Source organism: Bacillota bacterium (assembly GCA_030019365.1).
GTDB lineage: Bacteria > Bacillota > Sulfobacillia > JACIYH01 > JACIYH01 > JACIYH01.
The window spans coordinates 87,878-105,784 of record JASEFA010000005.1 but is presented as its reverse complement, the minus strand read 5'-3'; the positions used below and the strand labels follow the sequence as shown (position 1 = coordinate 105,784).

Below are 17,907 nucleotides of genomic sequence, written 5' to 3'. Positions count from 1 at the left end.
TAACTTCTAATATTCGATGAATAGCCGGCCGTTCCTTCAGCCTAGCTGAAAACTGCTAGGCGGTCGGCGCAGGCAGCGGCCCGCCCGCACCCCGGTGAGTTTGCCATCCTCCACGGCCACCTGGCCGTTGACCAGCACCAGCCGAATTCCCCGCGGAGCCTGGCGCGGGTCCGCGAAAGTGGCGGTATCGGCTACCGTGGCCGGGTCAAACAGGGTGAGGTCCGCAGCGGCGCCGGGCCGGATGATGCCGCGGTCCCACCACCCCAGCCGCCACGCGGGCAGGGCGGTCATCTTGCGCACCGCCTCCTCCAGCCCCAGCACGTGCTGCTCGCGGCAGTAGTAGCCCAGCACGCGCGGGAAGGTGCCGAAGGAACGCGGATGGGGGTGTTCCCTGCCTCCCGCCAGCACGCCCGCCCGCCCGTCGGAAGCCACCATCACCCAGGGATGTCGCATCACCAGGCGGACGTCATCTTCGGACAGGGCATGCCGGGTGATCTGCACCGCCCCCTCCGCTTCCAGCAGGAGGTCAAAGGCGGTCTGGAAGTCGCCCACACCCCGCCGGCGGGCCACCTCGCGCAATGGTGAGCCCGTTCAGTTCGGGCTGCCCGCGCACGCTCACCAGGAGCACCCGTTCGAAGCCCACCCCGCGCCAGGGGCTGGTCCATCCGGGCAGACCCTCCCGCATGTCGCGTTCCAGTCGCTGCCGCACGCCGCTATCCGCCAGCCGGCCCAGCAGGGCCGGCACTCCTCCCTCGTGCGCCCACGGGGGCAGAAAGGCGGTGAGGCCGGTGCTGGTGGCGGTATAGGGATACTGATCCAGGGTTACGTCCACCCCTTCGGCCCGGGCCCGGTCCACCATCTCCAGCGTCCCCCGCACCTTGCCCCAGTTGTGCTCGCCGGTGGCCTTGTGGTGGGATATCTGCACGGGAACACCCGCCTCCCTGCCCACCTGCATGGCCTCGGAGACCGCCACCTCCAGCGTCTCGCCCTCCCCCCGGATGTGGCTGGTGTAGATCCCGCCCCGCGACGCCACCGCTCTGGCCAGCTGGACGATTTCATCGGTTCCGGCGTGGATGCCAGGTGCATAGATGAGCCCGGTGGACATCCCCAGGGCACCTTCGTCCACGGCCTGCGCGACCAGGCTCTCCATCCCGGCCAGTTCCTGCGCTGCGGGGGGCCGTGCTTCCTCTCCCACCACGGCCAGGCGCACCGTGCCATGCCCAACCAGCATCCCGAAGTTTATGCCGGGACGGGCCTGCCCCACCAGATCCAGGAACTGGCCCACGGTCTCCCACGCCGGTCCCTGCTCGGTGAAGTAGGGGGCAAGCCGCCGGGCCAGGTCGGGGTCCGCCCTCCGGTCACTCACCTGCACCAGGAAACCAAGCGCTTCCCATCTGGGCAGCATACGCTCCCGCGCCCAGGCAGGCACCGGGGCCAGGGAGCTACCGCAGTTGCCTCCCACATGGGTGGTCACCCCCTGCAGCAGGGCACTCTCCGCCTCCGGATAGAGGAGGATGGTCCCGTCGGTGTGGGTGTGGATGTCGATGAACCCGGGGGAGAGGGCCAGCCCCCCCGCATCGACGGTGCGATGCGCCCGAGGTGCCGGCCCCCTGCCCATCCCGCTTATGCGATCCCCCCGCACCGCCACCCATCCCGTGAACCACGGCTGTCCGGTGCCGTCGACCACTCTCGCATTGTAAATGACCACATCTTCCAAGAACCGAACCCCCTCCCCAGGTTGTCGGGAGGCCGGTGCGCCCTCACCCAACACTTCCCTCGCTTCGTCATCTGCCCGTTGGTCGCAATCACTCCCGGTCAGGTTCACGAACGGCTGGCTGCAGCCTGCCTGATAACGTTCGCGCCCTGCTGGCTGCAGTCGCTTCTGATGATCAGGTTCGCGCCCCTCTGGTTGCAGCGCACTCCCGGTCCGGCTCACGCTTTGCTCCCGGAGCCACTCCGGTTCTCACCTCCCAGTTCAGCGCGGGCCTCCTCCGCGAGCCCGGGGTCGGCGAAGAGGTCCCACGCCGTCATGGCCAGGGCCGTGGCGGTGGTGAGCATGGCGCGATGGGCCTCCTTGCTGGCGGCGGCGCGGGCGAACTCAACGCTGTGCCCGGGTGTGCCCGCGGGGCAGATGGCGAAGTAGGGATGAATTAGAGGCACCACCCGGCTCACGTTCCCCGCGTCGGTGGAACCTCCGCCACTCCTGGGCTCCGGGGGCTCCAGGGAAACCCCCAGTTCCGCCAGGTTCTGGCCGTAAAGGCGCGCCAGCGTACGGTTGACCAGCACGCTCTGGTAGGTGCGGGCGGTGTAGCGGAACTCCACCCGGGCTCCCGTGGCCAGGGCCGCCCCGCGAGCACACTCCCGGACGCGACGCTCGACCTCCTCCAGGTAGGCAGGATCCCGGGCGCGCACATACATCCTGATGCGGGCGCGGTCGGGGATGATGTTGGGCGCCACGCCGCCCTCGGCAATGATGCCGTGGATGCGAACCTCCTCTTTCAGGTGCTGGCGCAGGGCATTCCACCCGTTGAAGGTGAGGATGGCCGCATCCAGGGCATTGATTCCCTCGTGGGGGGCACCGGCGGCGTGGGCAGCCTTCCCGTGGAAGGTAATCTCCAGGGCCACCCGCCCCGTGGAAGACTCCCCCAGGGCGTTTCGCGATGACGGGTGGGCCATCAGGGCAGCGTCCACCCCGGCGAACAGACCGGCGTCGACGAAGTACACCTTGCCTCCCGCGTCATCTACCGCCCCCTCTTCCGCCGGGGTACCGAACACCAGCACCGTCCCCGCCACCCCGAACCGCTCCAGGGCTCGCCGCACTGCGGACGCGGCCCCCGCCGCCACCGCGGCGATGAGGTTGTGGCCGCAGGCGTGCCCCAACCCGGGGAGGGCGTCGTACTCCGCCAGGAACGCCACCTGGGGCCGCCCCGACCCCACGCTGTACCGGGCTACGAAAGAGGTGGGCAAGTCCCGCGGCCCCGGGCCGACCTCAAATCCCTCCCGGGCCAGGAATTCCGCCAGTCGACCCCTGGCCAGCTCTTCGCGCAGCCCCAACTCCGGGTGAGAATGGATGAAGAGAGATAGATCCTCCAGGTCCGGAGCCAGTCGATCGACTTCCTCCTTCAGGACCTCCTTGTGCTCCAGGCCCTCTCTGTCATGCCGCCCGTCCAATTGCACCCCTCCAATCCCCCGGCATCCCCCCGGGACTTCTCCGGCCGGCAGACCCGCGCAACATAATCCCCGCCCCGCCCATAGATGGTGCTGGTGCCCGACAAGCGCAACGGGATCAAAGGAGGGGGAGGACGGCCACCAACAGGAACAGAGCGGCCAGGTACGGGCTGCTCAGCTTGAACAGAAGCCAGGCCCGGTCGGCTGTGGGCCTGAGCGTCACCAGCACGCTCATGACCAGGATGGGGGCCTGCAACACGGCCAGGGTCAGACTGGCCCCGCGACCGAAGCGCATCACCCCCGACAGCGCGGAGGCCAGAACGCACAGGACCAGCGCAGACCAGCCCACGCACCGGGCTGCCTTCTCGACACCGATGATCACGGGAAGCATGGGAACTTCCGCCCGGCGGTAGTCATCCACATAGCGGATGGTCAGGCTCCAGACGTGGATGGGGGTCCAGGCCACCACCAGCGCGGCCAGGAGCAAGGAGGGCACGCTGGCCGCCGCACCGGTCACCGCCGACGCGGCCACCATCACCGGGGCACCACCTCCCGGGGACCCCAGGACCACGTTCCAGGGTGTCCTGGGCTTGGACCATCCATTATAGATGAGGGCTACGTCGACGACCCCGAACACGAGCCAGAAGGTGCTCCAGGGGTGCCTGGTGAGCAAGGTGAGTCCCGTCGCCGCCGCGACCAGCGCCAGGCCGAGGCCAAGGCTCTCCCGCGGTGCCAGCCGGCCGGAAGGGACGGGGCGATGCCGGGTGCGGCTCATGATGGCGTCCATGCGCCGGTCCACATAACCGGTGATGGCGTTAGTCCCCATGCTGCCGGCCAGCACCGCCAGCGTCCCCAGGAGCAACCGCCAGGAGGCGGCCGCGCGCGTGGTGCCGGGCACTTCTGCAAAGAGCGCGTAAATTCCCGCTGCGAGTCCCACAAGGGTGAGCAACGCCACCGAGCGCAGCTTGGTGGTTTCCACCATGGCCACGGCCCGGCCTGTCCGCCTGATCCGCCCCGCTACGGCGGCGGCGTCACCGTTCATCCTCCCAACCCCCCTGCCTTTGCTGGCTTCATGCCCCTTGAGATGGGTGCAACCCCGGATGTGGCAGGCGGCACTCCCGGCGGCGACCCGGAGGCGCCCGGCGCGTCGCCGGGGTCAGCCCGGGAAACATGGAGATACCATTCTCCCCGCGAGGCGGCGGCCACGAAATCCCCCCATGTTGCCTTCGACACAAAGGGGGGTGGGTCCTGGCGCAGCGCTGCGCCGCCAGCGCCTTCGAGTCCGCACACCGCCGCCTTCCCTGAGGGCGAAGCTGAGGGTCATGAGGAAGATCGTGAGACCAGCCACCGGGTGTACGGTGGCGAGCACGGCGGTGCCCAGGCCGGCCCCGCGAAGCGGGTGAGGGCTATGCTCGGAAGGCTAGGCCGGCCGTCATCCACCGGCAGGGCGACGGGTGACCCCGCGCCGGAACCTTTACAGCCGGGCGAGCACTTCGTCCCAGAGTCCCGCAATCGCGCGCGAGACTTCGGTGTCCCCGTACTCCACCACGGGAACGCCCCGGACGATGGCTTCCGTGACCCCGGCGTCGTAAGGGATGCGTCCGATCACCGGTATTCCCTGGGCCAGGCACTCCCTGTCGATGGCATCCGCCGCCTCCGGGTAGAGGTCGTGGCGGTTGATGCACACCAGGGCCGCAACACCGAAGTGGCGACACACTCCCAGAACGCGGCCCAGGTCGTGCATCCCGGAGAGGGTGGGTTCGGTGACCACCAGGGCCAGGTCAGCCCCGGTCACCGTGGAGATCACCGGACAACCGATGCCAGGGGGGCCGTCGGTGATGAGCACACCTGCGTCTCGCTCCCCGGCCAGCTCCCTCGCCCTCCTGCGCACCAGGGTCACCAGGCGCCCGGAGTTCTCCTCGCCCGGCTCCAGGCGGGCGTGAACCATGGGCCCGTAACGCGTCTCCGATACATACCAGCGCCCCGAAAGCTGCTCCCCCATGGTAATGGCGCGTTCGGGGCACACCCAGTAACATACACCACACCCTTCACAGGACAGGGGATCGACCACCGCACCGGCGATGGCATCAAAGCGGCAGTGCGTCTCGCAGAGGCCGCATCCCGTGCATTTATCACGGTCAATGAAAGCGTTGCGGGAGGCCCGGAAATCGTGGGCTTCCCCGATCTCCGGGTGGAGGAGAAGGTGCAGGTCCGGGGCATCGACGTCACAGTCCGCCAGCACGACAGGGCCACTGCAGGCAGCAAGGGAGGCAAAACCGGCTACCACCGTGGTCTTGCCCGTGCCGCCCTTGCCGCTGATCACCGCAACTTCCTTCACCGCGGCGGCCCCACTCCTGTCGCTCGTGATCGACACCTCTCTCGCTCCCACCGCGACACACTTGCCGGGGCCACCTCCTGGATGCGGCGCAGCAGGACGAGGAAGCGATCGGTCCATTCCGGATCCGCCTGCACCAGGGGGATGCCCCGGGCGTAACTTTCGGCAATACGCCTGTCCTGAGCGATTTCCATCAGGATGGGGAGGCGCCGGCGGCGGCAGAAGGCCGGGACTCCCGCATCACCCACGACCGCCCGGTTGATCACGACCGCCGCAGGCAGGCCCAGCTTCTCGAGGACCTCCACCATGAGTTCCAGATCATGCAACCCGAACGGGGTGGGCTCGGTCACCAGGAGGCAGAAATCCGCCCCCTTCAGGGCTTCCACGACCGGGCAGGAGGTACCGGGAGCCACGTCGACGATGACCAGCCGGCGGCGGTCAGCCTTCTTCCTCACCGCCCGGACCACCGGGGGCGCGAGGGCCTCGCCCACCTTCAGGCGCCCCTGCGCGAAGGCAAGGCCGGCAGGCATCCCGCCTTCCTCCCCGCCCGGCGGGATCCGGTCGGGTAGACCGCCAGCGTTGCCCCGTTCAGCACCGCCTGCGCGTGGACGGGCCACGCCCTCAGCGTTACCCACCCCCACCTCCCCGACGGGGCGGCCCACTTCGCTGATGGCCCCCTGGGGGCACAGGAGCCTGCACGCCCCGCACCCGTGGCACAGTTGCGCCAGGACCAGCACCCGGTTGGGGAATACGGCGATGGCATGCTGCGGGCAGACATCCGCGCAGCTGCCGCAGTGAGTGCACCTGGCCTCGTCCACGCGGGGAACCGGTATCTCCACGCTCTCCCTTTCCGCGATGACGGGCTTCAGGAGAAGGTGAGCGTTGGGCTCCTCCACGTCGCAGTCCAGGAACTGGACGGGGAGGCGAACGCTCGCGGCCAGGGCCAGGTTGGCGGCCACCGTCGTCTTCCCCGTGCCCCCCTTGCCACTCGCCACCGCTATGACCACAGGCTCACCCCGTCCTTCCGGTCGCTCCTTCGCCGCATTCCTCTGCCACACACCGGGCGGGGGCCGCCTGCGGACCCGGCCCCCGCCCCCATTCCTTCCCTCAGTCGCTGTCGCGCTCCTGGGGTTTCTCCAGCTCCTGCAGGCGTTCCTCGATCTGGCGCAGTTCCTCCCGGAGCGCCATGCCGGGCCAGGCTCCCGGACGCGCCCACCAGCGCCACCGGCGCCCTCCCCCCCCAGGGGCCGGGTCCGCCCTTCCAGAACCCGGGTCCGAACCAGAACCTGCCTCTCGGCACGTCTCCTCACCTGCCCTTCTCGAGCTCGGCCAGCCTCTTCTCCACGGCTTCCAGCCGCCTGCGCAGGGTCGCACCCCACGCCCTCAGGGTCCTCTTCTCGTCGTACGCGGGCCCGTAGTCGGGATACCCCCATGCGTATGGTCCCGGGGACACGGGGTAGCCCGCCCACGGGCGCCGCGCCCGCCCCCGGCCCCACCCCAATCCCGAAATGGGATTGGCGAACCCGGGCACGGGGAACCCGGCACAGAACCCCGCCGCCCTGCCCGTCATGGGACCGAGCCCGAGGGGACCGGTCCGATCACCCCACGGCATCGCACTCACCTCCTCCATGAGGGTGGTCACAGAAACTCTCGCCGGGCACCAGGTCTCCGCGCAGGAAAGCGCTCACCGCCCCGTCCACGGGGCCCTCCACCCCCACTACGGTCCTGATACCGTTCCTGAAAACTCAATGATACTTGCAGTTTCCTGGCAATACCGTTAAGCACGCCGGGCGAACAGCTTTCCCGACGGTTTGCGCCGGGGATTCCCACCCCGGGACCGGGGATAGACCATCACCGGGTGGGCCGTGCGGCATGGCCGCCCGTGCCACCCGGGATAGGGGTAGCCCCCTGCCCCGATCTCTCTCGGAGAGACGCCGACCACGTGCCCCTCGGGCACGCAGCCCCTGGGATAAACGCCTCCAGTCTGACCAGACGTGCCTCGTGCGATTCCTTACAGGTAGCACGAGGGCGGACCTGGACCGGAGCCGCTCCCCAAACCGCAAGCCCCGCCGCGCTATCGCAACCGCCCCCGCTGCATGGGGCGATAGCCCGTACCCGGAGCCGAACTTCGCTTCCCCAATCACACTGGTGAGGGCAGGGTCCCTCGCCATCACCCCCACACCCTCCCGGGCCGCCCGGGAATTGAGCATCACCCAGAACTTGCGGTACGAGAAGGCAGAGAGCAGACGGGCGTAGCGGGGGTTTCTCTCCCGGAGTTCTGCCTTCTTCTTCTCAAAGTCCAGTTCCTCCACCACGATGGGTATGCCTTCTGCCCTGGCCCAGGCCACCACCTCCGCCACGGCATCACCTAGGGCAGCGGTAACCTGCTCGCGCCTGCGACCGTGAAGGAGGAGGGGAAGGTGGCGCCAGGCCACCGGGTTGCCGTACCGGTCCACCTGCGCCACGGCCAGCAGATGGGGGTTGAGATCCACCCCCAGGGCCCCAAGGGCGGGGTCGGTCACCAGCGGAGAAGGAGCCTGCTCCACGGTGGCCCCGAGGTACCACACCACCTTACCTTTCTTCTCCCTGCGGAAGAAACGGTAGCTGATCGCCTGGCCCGCGGAGATGGCATACCGCAGTGCCTCCTCACCCCGCCGGAAGCGAACATCCCCGATCATCACCCAGCGGCCGAAGCTCGGCGCCAGGCAGTCCGGTACCCTCAGCCTGATAGAGCCGTCGGGAAACAGGGTGCAGGTCTGGTTGCCGGAGGTCTCGTCCCGGGAGCCCAGGCAGAGGAACCCGGAGGAGCGGGCAGAGCACCACCTTTCCAGCCACTCCTCGTGCGAGGAGTAGCCGTTCTCCCCCAGGTGGAACTGGGCCCGGAAGAGCCGCCCCGAGCCAAAGCAGAGGGGCGGTACCGCGCGGTCAAGACCTGCCTCCAATTGCGCAAGCCTCGCCTTGAGGCAGGCAAGGCGCCGCTTCTTCTGGTGGATCTGGAACCTGAGCCGCCACTTCGACCCCCGTGCCTCGGCGCGGCCCAGGCGGTCCTTCAGTTCGGCCAGGGAGCGTCCCAGGGCGCGGATCTGGTTCCTCAGCGCGCGCAGGTGCCGCCCCCGGGCTTCTCGGGCCGCCTTCACCTTGCCCTCCAGCACGAAGGCAACGGCGTTGAACATGCGGGCGGTGATGCCGAACGTGCCCAGGTAGCGGCGCTTGCAGTCACGGAGGGGCTCGCCCCGCACGTAGCGGTCGCGGAACAGTGCCCGTTCCACACAGCCAAACAGGGCGGCGAAGGACTCAAAGAGAGGATACAGAGACGCATCCTTGATCTTGGCCTCGAATGTCACCTTCACCGCCACCACACTCCAATGCCATTCCCCCACGGCCACGGGCCCACCCGGCAGACCGATCCTCACACGTATGTTCGCGAGGACATCATATCACGGAGCGAAGGCACATGTCAACACCCGTTCGCTGACCCGGATTCCCGCCCCGCGATCACCGCACGCCGCCTGGTCTCCCCGTTCATGAAACTCCTGCCCGCCCAACCGGCTGAGGCCCAGCACCCCAGGGATGGCTCCCTGCCCCTCGAAATGGTCGGTGACCGGTACTTTGACTCACTCCTTCATCCGCCGGCTGCAAGTATTGCTGGGAAACGGCATAGCTTGCTGGGTATCCCCCTGCTGCTGACAACCCTGCTGCTCGAACAGACCCTGAGCGCGGGGACCCATGCCCCCCGCGATGATGCACGAGACCCCCATATCGCCCAGATACACGGGCAGGAAGCCGGGCTGGTGCCCGGGGTTGGGGACTACCGTCCTGCCCGTCACCGTCCCGTCCCGTACCTCGAAGATCGTATACTCGGGACAGCGACCGAAGTGCCGAGCCACCATACCGCCTTCCGATGCCACCGCAATCCTCACTCGGCGATTCCCCCCCTTTCTGTCCCGTACATCAGCCCCGGCCACCGGCGCGGCCGCCACCGCGCCCGCGACCCATACCTCCTCTGCCCCCCATGCCCCGGCCCATGCCACCACCAGCTCCCACGCTGCCCCCGCGGCCCATCCCACCACCGCCGCGCCCGGCCAGGCCCGGGCCGCCCGGGCCTGCGCCCGCTGGTGCACCGGGTGCCGTTGACCAGGCGGTGCCGAAGTGACCGGCCACGGTGGCCTCATCGAGAGGGACCAGCTCCCCGCGCAGGAAAGCCTGCACCGTTTCCCGGACCGTCGCCCCGCTGGCGGCATAGACTCGTACGCCGGCGGCGCACAGGGCACTCATGGCGTTGGGACCCACGTTACCCGCCGCCACCGCCCCCACGCCGCTACGGGCGAGAAGCTGGGCCACCTGTATCCCCGCTCCGCCCGCCGAGCTGATGGCCGGGTTGGGGATGGCCTCCGACTCCAGACTCTCCGCGTCCACCAGCACGAAAAAGGGGGCCCGTCCGAAGCGCATTTCCACCGGAGAATCCAGGTCCTGGCCCTGCGCCGCCACCGCCATCTTCAATGCACTCACTCCTTTCCCGATACCGGAAGCAGGGATGAGAGCAGGGGCACCACGGCCCCGCCGCTGGCAGATGGGGAGGGCACGCCAGGCATCCGATCACCCCCGTTCAGGACGTATGCCCGTTACGTAGTATACCCCCATAATGACCGTATGTCAATAATCGTCCCGCCTTCTTGACCAGCGGCACGGCGGCACTCAGCGGCAGAACAGGCGGCACTGGCAGAACAGGCAGCAGCGGCAAGTGGCCGACCACCGCAATGGTCAGCAGTCGCGGCGCTCCCGGAAGTACGATTCCTCGTAGCAATGGAACGCGAAAGCAGCTGCCCGGCACGCGGTCCGATCAGCGGACGGGCTCTTAGCTGGTGAGCAGGACGTGGGCGAACAGAGCGTCGTCGGGGGATTCCAGGATGCGCCTGACCAGACGGTCCACCTCCGCCTGGTAACAGGCAAGTTGCTCGGGGGAAGCCCGGCCCTGCTCCATCTTTTCCTCTATCTCCCGCAACTCTCGCGGTTTGTCCAGCACCCCCGCCACGACCTTGAGCAGCAGCCTGCCCTTGCGGTTCTCGAAGCAGAACGCCTGGCATCCGGCATCGTCCAGGACCAGGGTGCCCTTACCCACCGTGCAGCCGGTGAGATACTGGATGGCGTCGGCGGCCGAAGATGGGCTGTGCATCACCACGGACTGGTGGCCCTGATCGTGACGGCCGAAGTCCAGCCGGGCGCGGGCGATCAGCGCTGCCCGGTACCCGAGGGCCAGTTCGGGACACAGGTGGCCGTGAAAGGCCACCACTCCCAGGAGCTCGCCTCTCACCAGAGCCAGCCCGGGTCCCAGGGAGCCCGCGTCCTGCGGTGACCGCGCCGGGAGGCCACCGGGCTCGCCCGCATCCTGGCCATCCCGCACCCGGAAATCGAGCCACCAGGCGGAAGGCGACAGGCCCGGGCCCGGATGCTGCCGCACCAGCACCAGGTCGTACACGCCGGTCGTGGTGCGCACCAGGTAGTGGTAGTGCAGCGCGGACGGCTGTTCTGCCCGGATCAGCTCCACCACCTCGTGGTGACGGCCGCGGTAGCGGAACCCCAGCGGCACCTGCTGGCGGTTGTCGAAGTCCACCTCCACCCGGGCCCCGATGTGGTCCACCTCACCGCTCTGCACCAGCCGGAGGATATGCTCCCTATCCATCTCCGAGACCTCCACCGTTTCGAGCGGAGGAAGCTGCCCCTGCCGGGGCCGGTCCGGAGGCTGCCGTCCTCCTGAACCACCCAGGGGCATCGGCGGGAACGCAGTCCAGGTCCGGAACGTAAGGCTTGATGTCCACCAGGGGACTCCCGTCGATGGGCCTCACCTCAAAGTCCACGCCGGCACCTCCCGGGGAGCGAAAATGCGCTCGGGGCGCCCTTCCTCCACCACCCTCCCCTGCCAGGCAACATGGCAAATCCGTGGCTGCTCTGAATCCCCTCAGCAGGCGCAACAGGTTGGCCTGAGTGGACGGGCCACGATCTCCTCGTCCCCAACCCGCTCTGCTCCCAGTACACGCAGGCCGGCCTGGGCTGCCCTGAACCCCAGAGCGAGACCGGGACACTCGTGACCGTGAAACTCCACCGCCCGTTCCCAGGGTGTAGGTTGCCGGCACATCTACTCCACCCCCGTGTTACGATCCATGACGTCGTGGCACGAGATTGTGGTTCGACGCCCCTGTCTCCTTTTCCTTCTGCCCCGACGCCGTCCGCCACCGGTGCCGTCCGCCCTGAGACAGCAGGAGGGCCAAGCGGGCGACCAACGAACCCGACGAGGGCAACCCGGCCGTGGCCAGGTACCTGGGCCGCCGCGTGACGGAGGTGGCCCACCGCCTGCGTGGATTCACCGTCTGAGCCCGCCGCTCGCGCGGCCTGGCCACGTGAGCCAGCCTCCCGGTTTCCAAGGAAGGCCGCCCTGGTTACAAGGCTCGCCCGGTCCTAGCGGGCCCGGGCCGGTCCTCCGGCACCGCTCTCGGCGGGCCTGCTGTAGGCCACCAGATACACAGGATCGGTCTTGCCCTGGGTGAGCAGGAACTGGTTGAATTCCTTTTCTATCTGCTGGAGCCTCTCTAGTTCTTTGTGAGTCATTTCCGCGGGACGCACGTCATCCGTCCGAGGCAAGGTTCCCCCTCCTTCAACGATCTCCCAGAACTGTTGTTCCCCGGAAAGCCGGACCCTATGCGAGCCCTGGCTGCCAGGCTCCTCCGCGCAAGATTCGCTTACCGCCGGGGGTCCCGGCCAGAACTCCGCGGTTCTACCTTGGCCGTGCAGCGCTTCGGCCCCGACCAGGCATGCCTTTCAGTAATGATACCTGCTGGCGAGACCACCGCCTGAGAGGATACGGGGGTTGCGAGGCGAAAGGATGTGGGACGGGACAAACCACGGGGGGTGAGCAGGGTGCTGGGTGCACTGGGGCAGGCAGACCGGGTGAGCGTTACCGTCCTCTTGGAGAATTCGGTGGCACGTTCCGACGTCGCCGCCAGGCACGGTCTTTCTCTCTGGGTGGAAGTGGCTTCGGGCAAGCACGCTTACAACTTCCTGGTGGACGTGGGGCAGGCACCGGATACCCTCGGGGAGAACATGTCCCGGCTGGGAATCCAGGCGGACTCGGTGCACGCCATTGTCCTCACCCACTGCCATTACGACCACACCGGGGGCCTGGCAGAGGTCATCCGGCGCATGGGGAAGAGGGACATCCCTGTGGTCGCCCATCCTGCCGTCTTCCGGCCCAACTTCGTAGTCCGGCCCCGGTTGTACCACGTCGGTATGGGAACGGCAGACAGCGCCGGCGAACTCGCCCGGGCAGGAGCACTCCTCATCCTCACGCGCGATCCCCTCTCGCTCATGGAGGGGGTGACCACCACCGGGGAGGTGGCCCGCGTCACCGACTTCGAGGACGTGGGCTTCCCCGTGTGGACCGTTCAGGATGGCCGTCTGGTACCCGACCCCATGCCCGACGACGTTTCCCTGCTGGTCAACCTGAAGGAGCAGGGACTGGTAGTCATCACCGGCTGCAGCCACGCGGGGATCATCAACATCCTCAAACATGCCATCAAGCTCACCGGCGTGGACCGCATCCGCGCCGTGCTGGGCGGATTCCACCTGGTGGAGGCCAAACCACAGAGAATCGAGCACACCGTGTCGGAACTCTTGGCCCTCGCGCCGCAGCAGGTGGTGGCCGGCCACTGCACGGGCACCGAAGCCCAGTTCGCGCTGCGGCAGGCCCTGGGGGAGCGCTGGCAGCCCCTGGCCACCGGCGCCCGCTTCGAGTTCTGACGGCGGCTTCATCCGCTGAGCCGGTGCGAGCGGGAGAGGGCCTTTTGCGGCGGCACGCCGGGCACAGGTCGGCCATTCCCTCCGGGGCCGTGCGACCCATACGGCTGCTCCACAGGGGGCGGCCGCAGGCGCGACAGCTACCCAGGGAGACGGTGGTCCGCCAGGCAGCCAGGTGCGCACGGCTTGCGGCAACTCCGGTGTCCGGGTCCGGAAGGTCGCGGGCGATGACCATCTCGACTGCTCCCGTGGGGCAAACCTCCACGCAGGCGCCGATCCCGCAGGCGTACCCAAATCGTGGGCCAGTTCCTGCAGGACCTCAACCGTGGGAAGGCGGGTCAGGAGAGATCCTATGACGGCCCGCCGCACGCGCATCACGCGCGGGGAAACCGTGTGCACCACCATCTCTCCCCGTGCGGGGGTGGTGCAGGAAGCCACCACTCGCCCCGGAGCCTCCGGGCGGGCACCGGCTGTGGTCACCTCCACCACGCACAGGCGGCAGGCCCCGTATGGCTCCAGCCCGGGGTGATGGCAGAAGGCAGGGATCTCCACCCCCTCCCGCCGACAGGCAGCCAGGATGGTATCGCCGGGCCGCACGGGGAGGCTCAGGCCATCCACTATAATGTGACTACTCACGGCCGCTCACCTTTTCCTGGTCGGCCTGGGCTGTGGCCTCTCGGAAACCCGGTTGGGTTGCCGGAGGCGTGGGGCGGGGTTCCACCACAATGGCTTCAAACGAACAGGCATCCCGGCAGACCCCGCACCGGGTACAGCGCCCCTGGTTGATGTCGTGCGCCCCGCGAGGTTGCCCCATTATGGCACCCTGGGGGCATGCCCGCAGACACTGAGGGACCCCCCGTCTGCACCGCCTTGATGCGCGACCCGCGCGACAGCCCCCCTCCCATGACCTCCACCACGTGGCGCAGAGGGGTCCCCATGGGCGCCTCGACCAGGCCGGTATTGGTCACGTCTCCCACCAGAGAAAACACCTTCGTCCCCCGGCTTGCTTCCGTGCCTGCCCCACGGTAGAGGTCGGCGCCCGCCACCAGGATGAGCGGCACGTTGGCCCATGTCTCCACGTTGTTGATGACGGTGGGGCAACCCCACAGGCCCTTCTCGGCGGGGAAAGGAGGCCGGGGACAGGGCTCACCCATTCTCCCTTCCACCGAGGCCAGAAGAGCGGTCTCCTCACCGCACACGAAGGCGCCTGCCCCGCGTACGATCTCCACGTCGAACGCCAGCCCCGAGCCCAGAACGTCACTGCCCAGAAGCCCGCCTTTCTCGCCTCGGCGATGGCGGCGGTCAGCCGTTCCACCGCCAGGGGGTACTCCGCCCGCACGTAGACTAAGCCCTGGTGGCAGTCACCCACCGCCAGGGCTCCGATGGTCATCCCCTCCAGCACGGAAAAGGGGTCTCCTTCCAGCAGGCCCCGGTCCATGTAGGCGCCGGGGTCGCCTTCGTCGCCGTTGGCGATCACGTACTTCTCGGTTGCCGGGGCCCGGCGGGCCGCCTGCCACTTGGCTCCGGTGGGAAAGCCGGCGCCCCCCCGGCCCCGCAGGCCCGCGTGGATCACCTGGTCGAGCAGCCATTCCGGCCCCCGGGCCAGGGCCCGCTCCAGGGCCAGGTAGCCGCCGCGGGCCACGTATTCCCCCAGGTCCCCGGGATTGATCACGCCCGAGTTGCGTGTCACCCAGCGGAGCTGGCCCCGGTAGAACGGGAGATCCCAGAGCAGAGGGATCTCCCCGCCGTCCCACCGGGCCGGTTCAGGAGGGGTATCGGTGACCGGGTACTGCCCGAGGAGGTTGGCGACGGGGAACTCACCCCCCGCCAGCCAGGCCGCCATTTGCCCGGCCACCCCCTGGTTGACCCGGGCAAACACCAGGGCGGGGCGGCCGGGCAGCCGCACCTCCACGAGCGGCTCCTTCTGGCACCATCCCAGGCAGCCGACCGGTTCCAGGTGGGCCGCCAAACCGCTGGCGCGGAGACTGTCTTGCAGGGTGTTCCACGTCTCTCCGGCGCCGGCAGCCAGGCCGCAACTGGCCAGCCCCACAGTTACCCGTGGGACCGGGGGGCGAAGCTGCGCCAGCCCCCGCTCCCGCAGTTCCCGGAGGACGGGAGAGGAAGGCGACGTCGGAGCGGGCAGGGGGATCATGTCCCCTCACCTGCCCCGCAGGAGGTTGGCTCCGGGACCGCCGCGGCGAGCAGGCGGGCCACATCCCGGGGGTTGGTGTGCCCGAAGGTCCTGCCGTCCACCCGCAGCACGGGCGCCAGGCTGCAACAACCCAGGCAGCGCACCGGTTCCAGGTGGAAGCGGAAGTCGAGCCCCCCAGTTGCGTCGGCAGCTCCAGGACCTCGCCGACCGGGCATACGGGCACCCCCTGATAGACCTCCCGCTGCCCGGGTCGCCAGCATCGCAGGTGCCTGCTCGGCCTGCCTGACCTGCCTGCGGCTCTGTTCCGCAGGCGCCATCCTGCTCGAGGGCGGCAAGCCCCGCATAGACTCCTCTTCCTGCCAGGGCTGCGGCATATGCGCGGCCGAGTGCCCGGCCGGGGCCATCGTCCTCTCCTGGCCCGGTCTCGGCGAGCTGGCCGCCGAAGTCCAAGCAGCGCTTGCCCCGGGCACGGGCAGGGCCGAGGCCGTTGAGCCCGCGGGATCCGAGCTGGTCGTTTTCGCCTGCAGTCATTGCGGTTCTACCGCAGTCGAGCGCTCATCGCTGTTCTTCCCGCCGGGCACCCGGGTGATCGGCGTGCCCTGCGTGGGCAGCGTGGATGAATCCCTCATCCTCAAGGCCGTCAGCCTGGGGGCGCGTGGCATCATCCTGGCGGGATGCCGCGAGGGCCAGTGTCACTACGGGGCCGGGCCCGAGCGTGCCCGCAAGCGGGTAGAACGGGTCAGGGCTATCCTGGCGCAGTTGGGAACAGAGGAGGTCACCGTGTCGGTAATGGGACTCACGCCCGACCGGGCCTCCCTTCTGGTAGAAACCCTGGCGGCCATGAGTTCCGCCGCCGAAGCGAGGGTATGTGCAGGTGGGCAATGACGTTCTCACCATCCCCGAGAGCCTGCAACCCGGGCAGGTCGAGGCCCAGGCCGACCTGTGGGCGTGCTGGGCGTGTGGAACCTGCACGGCCGGCTGTCCGACAGTGAACATTGCCACCGGCACTGACCCCCGCCGCCTCATCCGCATGCTCCAGATGGGGCGCTGGCGCGAACTCCTGGGTTCCCCTGCCCTCTGGGTGTGCACCATGTGCGGTCGGTGCAGCGCGGCCTGTCCCAACGGCATCGATGTGGGCCTTCTCGCCCGCACCGTCCGCACCTGCGCCGTGGAAGAAGGGGTGGTGCCGCCCACCCTCCAGCACGTGGTGGACGTCTCCATGGAAAGCGGCAACAACATGGCGGTCACTGAGGACGAGTTCCTGGAGACCCTGGCCTGGGTGGAAGAGGACTTACGCGCCGAACTGGGCGATGATTCGATCCGTATCCCCATCGACCAGAAGGGAGCCCGCATCCTGTACACCTTCAACCCCAGGGAACCCAAGTTCTATCCCCTGACCATCTCGGCCGTGGTCAAGATACTGCATGCTGCGGGCGAGAGCTGGACGGTTTCAAGCCGCCACTGGGACTGCACCAACTACGCCCTTTACACGGGCGACGACCTCAGCGCGGGCGAACTGGCCCGCCGTCTGGCTCAGGAGGCCGATGCCCTAGGCGCCCAGGTGGTCGCCTTCCCTGAATGCGGTCACGCCTACCGGGCTTTTCGCTGGGGGGCTCCGCGCTGGCTGGGCAGACGGGTACCTGCCGCCAGCATCATCGAGCTGGTGGCCGGGTACATCCGCGAGGGGCGCCTGCACCTCGACTCCAGGCGCAATCCCCTGCCCGTAACCTACCACGATCCCTGCAACATGGCCCGCCGCGAGGGAATAGTGGAAGAACCGCGCCTGGCCTTGAGGAACGCGGTCGAGCGCTTCATCGAGATGGAACCCCGCGGCGTCCTGAACTACTGCTGCGGCGGTGGCGGTGGGGTGCGGGCGGTCACTCCCCTCGCCCATGACCGCCTGGCCAAGGGGGAGGTCAAGGCACGGCAAATCCAGCGCACGGGTGCCCGCATCGTAGCAACTTCCTGCCACACCTGCGTGGACCAGCTGGACGAACTCAACCGCCACTATCGCCTGGGGGTCCGGGTGCTGAACGTGTGCGAACTGGTGGCAGAGGCCCTGCTCCTGTGAAGCAGCGGCTCGTCCGGCCAAGAGAAAGGCGGTGCAAAGGATGGACAGGCGATACCCGGTGCTCACCGAAGTGCCGGCCGGAAGCCAGGTCAGGGTGAGGCGCTTCGGCGGCCCGCGGTCCCTGTGGCTGCGTATGGTGGCGCTGGGGCTTCACCCCGGAGCGAGGGTCAATGTGGAGGGCTCAAGTGGCCTCGACGGGACCGTAGAGGTCACCGTGCAGGGTTCCCGGCTGAGCTCCAGCCTGAAGATGCCTCCCGCATCTTCGTCAAAAAGACATCCTGACCGTTTTCCGGGAACCGGCTCCCCGGCATCTTCCCCAGAGATCCCTGCCCGGACTTGCCCCAACGCTGCCCCTGCCGAGCTGTACGCATGGGCCGCGCGCAGGCTTGTCCC

17 protein-coding genes and 2 pseudogenes are annotated in these 17,907 nt (G+C 68.5%); 3 read left to right on the top strand and 16 right to left on the bottom strand.

Annotated elements, in window-relative coordinates; translation table 11 throughout:
- Nucleotides 1-36 precede the first annotated feature (36 nt).
- The 13 genes and pseudogenes from QME70_09300 to QME70_09240 form a co-directional block, all read right to left on the bottom strand.
- The gene (locus tag QME70_09300) at nucleotides 37-552 is read right to left on the bottom strand and encodes an amidohydrolase family protein (protein ID MDI6894784.1); all 516 of its coding nucleotides are present in this window, start codon (nucleotides 550-552) and stop codon (nucleotides 37-39) included.
- The gene (locus tag QME70_09295; GenBank protein ID MDI6894783.1) at nucleotides 527-1,708 is read right to left on the bottom strand and encodes an amidohydrolase family protein; all 1,182 of its coding nucleotides are present in this window, start codon (nucleotides 1,706-1,708) and stop codon (nucleotides 527-529) included. The genes QME70_09300 and QME70_09295 overlap by 26 nt, the downstream gene beginning before the upstream one ends.
- Nucleotides 1,709-1,932: 224 nt before the next feature.
- Nucleotides 1,933-3,171, bottom strand: a complete 1,239-nt coding sequence (locus tag QME70_09290; protein MDI6894782.1) for a M20 family metallopeptidase — start codon at nucleotides 3,169-3,171, stop codon at nucleotides 1,933-1,935.
- A gap of 115 nt (nucleotides 3,172-3,286) precedes the next feature.
- Nucleotides 3,287-4,210 carry a UbiA family prenyltransferase gene (locus tag QME70_09285; GenBank protein ID MDI6894781.1) on the bottom strand — a complete coding sequence of 308 codons (924 nt, stop codon included), beginning with the start codon at nucleotides 4,208-4,210 and terminating at the stop codon, nucleotides 3,287-3,289.
- A gap of 432 nt (nucleotides 4,211-4,642) precedes the next feature.
- Nucleotides 4,643-5,542: an ATP-binding protein gene (locus tag QME70_09280; GenBank protein MDI6894780.1), complete on the bottom strand. Its 900-nt coding sequence runs from the start codon at nucleotides 5,540-5,542 to the stop codon at nucleotides 4,643-4,645.
- Nucleotides 5,503-6,498, bottom strand: a complete 996-nt coding sequence (locus tag QME70_09275) for an ATP-binding protein (GenBank protein MDI6894779.1) — start codon at nucleotides 6,496-6,498, stop codon at nucleotides 5,503-5,505. Before QME70_09275 ends, QME70_09280 begins: the two co-directional genes overlap by 40 nt.
- Nucleotides 6,499-6,809: 311 nt before the next feature.
- On the bottom strand, nucleotides 6,810-7,115 hold the full coding sequence (locus QME70_09270; protein ID MDI6894778.1) for a DUF5320 domain-containing protein: 306 nt from the start codon (nucleotides 7,113-7,115) through the stop codon (nucleotides 6,810-6,812).
- Nucleotides 7,116-7,248: 133 nt separating this feature from the next.
- Nucleotides 7,249-8,883, bottom strand: a complete 1,635-nt coding sequence (locus QME70_09265; GenBank protein MDI6894777.1) for a transposase — start codon at nucleotides 8,881-8,883, stop codon at nucleotides 7,249-7,251.
- 234 nt (nucleotides 8,884-9,117) lie between these two features.
- On the bottom strand, nucleotides 9,118-9,423 hold the full coding sequence (locus QME70_09260; GenBank protein MDI6894776.1) for a NifB/NifX family molybdenum-iron cluster-binding protein: 306 nt from the start codon (nucleotides 9,421-9,423) through the stop codon (nucleotides 9,118-9,120).
- 31 nt (nucleotides 9,424-9,454) lie between these two features.
- A complete protein-coding gene (locus tag QME70_09255; GenBank protein ID MDI6894775.1) occupies nucleotides 9,455-9,997 on the bottom strand; it encodes a NifB/NifX family molybdenum-iron cluster-binding protein in 543 nt (180 codons plus the stop codon).
- 361 nt (nucleotides 9,998-10,358) lie between these two features.
- Nucleotides 10,359-11,183 carry an FmdE family protein gene (locus QME70_09250; GenBank protein ID MDI6894774.1) on the bottom strand — a complete coding sequence of 275 codons (825 nt, stop codon included), beginning with the start codon at nucleotides 11,181-11,183 and terminating at the stop codon, nucleotides 10,359-10,361.
- 312 nt (nucleotides 11,184-11,495) lie between these two features.
- Nucleotides 11,496-11,636: pseudogene (locus tag QME70_09245) on the bottom strand (FmdE family protein).
- Between the two features lie 320 nt (nucleotides 11,637-11,956).
- A complete protein-coding gene (locus QME70_09240) occupies nucleotides 11,957-12,139 on the bottom strand; it encodes a hypothetical protein (protein ID MDI6894773.1) in 183 nt (60 codons plus the stop codon).
- Nucleotides 12,140-12,415: 276 nt separating this feature from the next.
- Here QME70_09240 and QME70_09235 point away from each other — a divergent pair, with 276 nt between their 5' ends.
- Nucleotides 12,416-13,294, top strand: coding sequence for an MBL fold metallo-hydrolase (locus tag QME70_09235; GenBank protein ID MDI6894772.1), 879 nt, complete (start codon nucleotides 12,416-12,418; stop codon nucleotides 13,292-13,294).
- Between the two features lie 728 nt (nucleotides 13,295-14,022).
- Here the strand turns inward: QME70_09235 and QME70_09230 are convergent.
- The 3 genes and pseudogenes from QME70_09230 to QME70_09220 all read right to left on the bottom strand — a co-directional run bounded on the left by QME70_09230 (nucleotide 14,023) and on the right by QME70_09220 (nucleotide 15,658).
- Nucleotides 14,023-14,490 carry an SLBB domain-containing protein gene (locus QME70_09230; GenBank protein MDI6894771.1) on the bottom strand — a complete coding sequence of 156 codons (468 nt, stop codon included), beginning with the start codon at nucleotides 14,488-14,490 and terminating at the stop codon, nucleotides 14,023-14,025.
- Nucleotides 14,491-14,621: 131 nt separating this feature from the next.
- Nucleotides 14,622-15,134, bottom strand: a pseudogene (locus QME70_09225) (NADH-quinone oxidoreductase subunit F).
- Nucleotides 15,135-15,439: 305 nt separating this feature from the next.
- Nucleotides 15,440-15,658, bottom strand: coding sequence for an NAD(P)H-dependent oxidoreductase subunit E (locus QME70_09220; protein MDI6894770.1), 219 nt, complete (start codon nucleotides 15,656-15,658; stop codon nucleotides 15,440-15,442).
- Here QME70_09220 and QME70_09215 point away from each other — a divergent pair.
- Together QME70_09215 and QME70_09210 are read left to right on the top strand one after the other, a co-directional pair.
- Nucleotides 15,564-16,328: a hydrogenase iron-sulfur subunit gene (locus QME70_09215; GenBank protein MDI6894769.1), complete on the top strand. Its 765-nt coding sequence runs from the start codon at nucleotides 15,564-15,566 to the stop codon at nucleotides 16,326-16,328. The two genes, QME70_09220 and QME70_09215, sit on opposite strands and share 95 nt — an antisense overlap.
- Complete coding sequence (locus QME70_09210; GenBank protein MDI6894768.1) at nucleotides 16,318-17,514, top strand: (Fe-S)-binding protein; 1,197 nt, start codon at nucleotides 16,318-16,320, stop codon at nucleotides 17,512-17,514. The genes QME70_09215 and QME70_09210 overlap by 11 nt, the downstream gene beginning before the upstream one ends.
- Nucleotides 17,515-17,907 lie beyond the last annotated feature (393 nt).

Bases quoted from the DNA above. Each gene is read 5' to 3' on its own strand.
- QME70_09285 (MDI6894781.1), bottom strand. From the start codon at position 4,210: ATGAACGGTGACGCCGCCGCCGTAGCGGGGCGGATCAGGCGGACAGGC.
- QME70_09270 (MDI6894778.1), bottom strand. From the start codon at position 7,115: ATGCCGTGGGGTGATCGGACCGGTCCCCTCGGGCTCGGTCCCATGACG.
- QME70_09255 (MDI6894775.1), bottom strand. From the start codon at position 9,997: ATGGCGGTGGCGGCGCAGGGCCAGGACCTGGATTCTCCGGTGGAAATG.
- QME70_09250 (MDI6894774.1), bottom strand. From the start codon at position 11,183: ATGGATAGGGAGCATATCCTCCGGCTGGTGCAGAGCGGTGAGGTGGAC.
- QME70_09220 (MDI6894770.1), bottom strand. From the start codon at position 15,658: ATGCCCGGTCGGCGAGGTCCTGGAGCTGCCGACGCAACTGGGGGGCTC.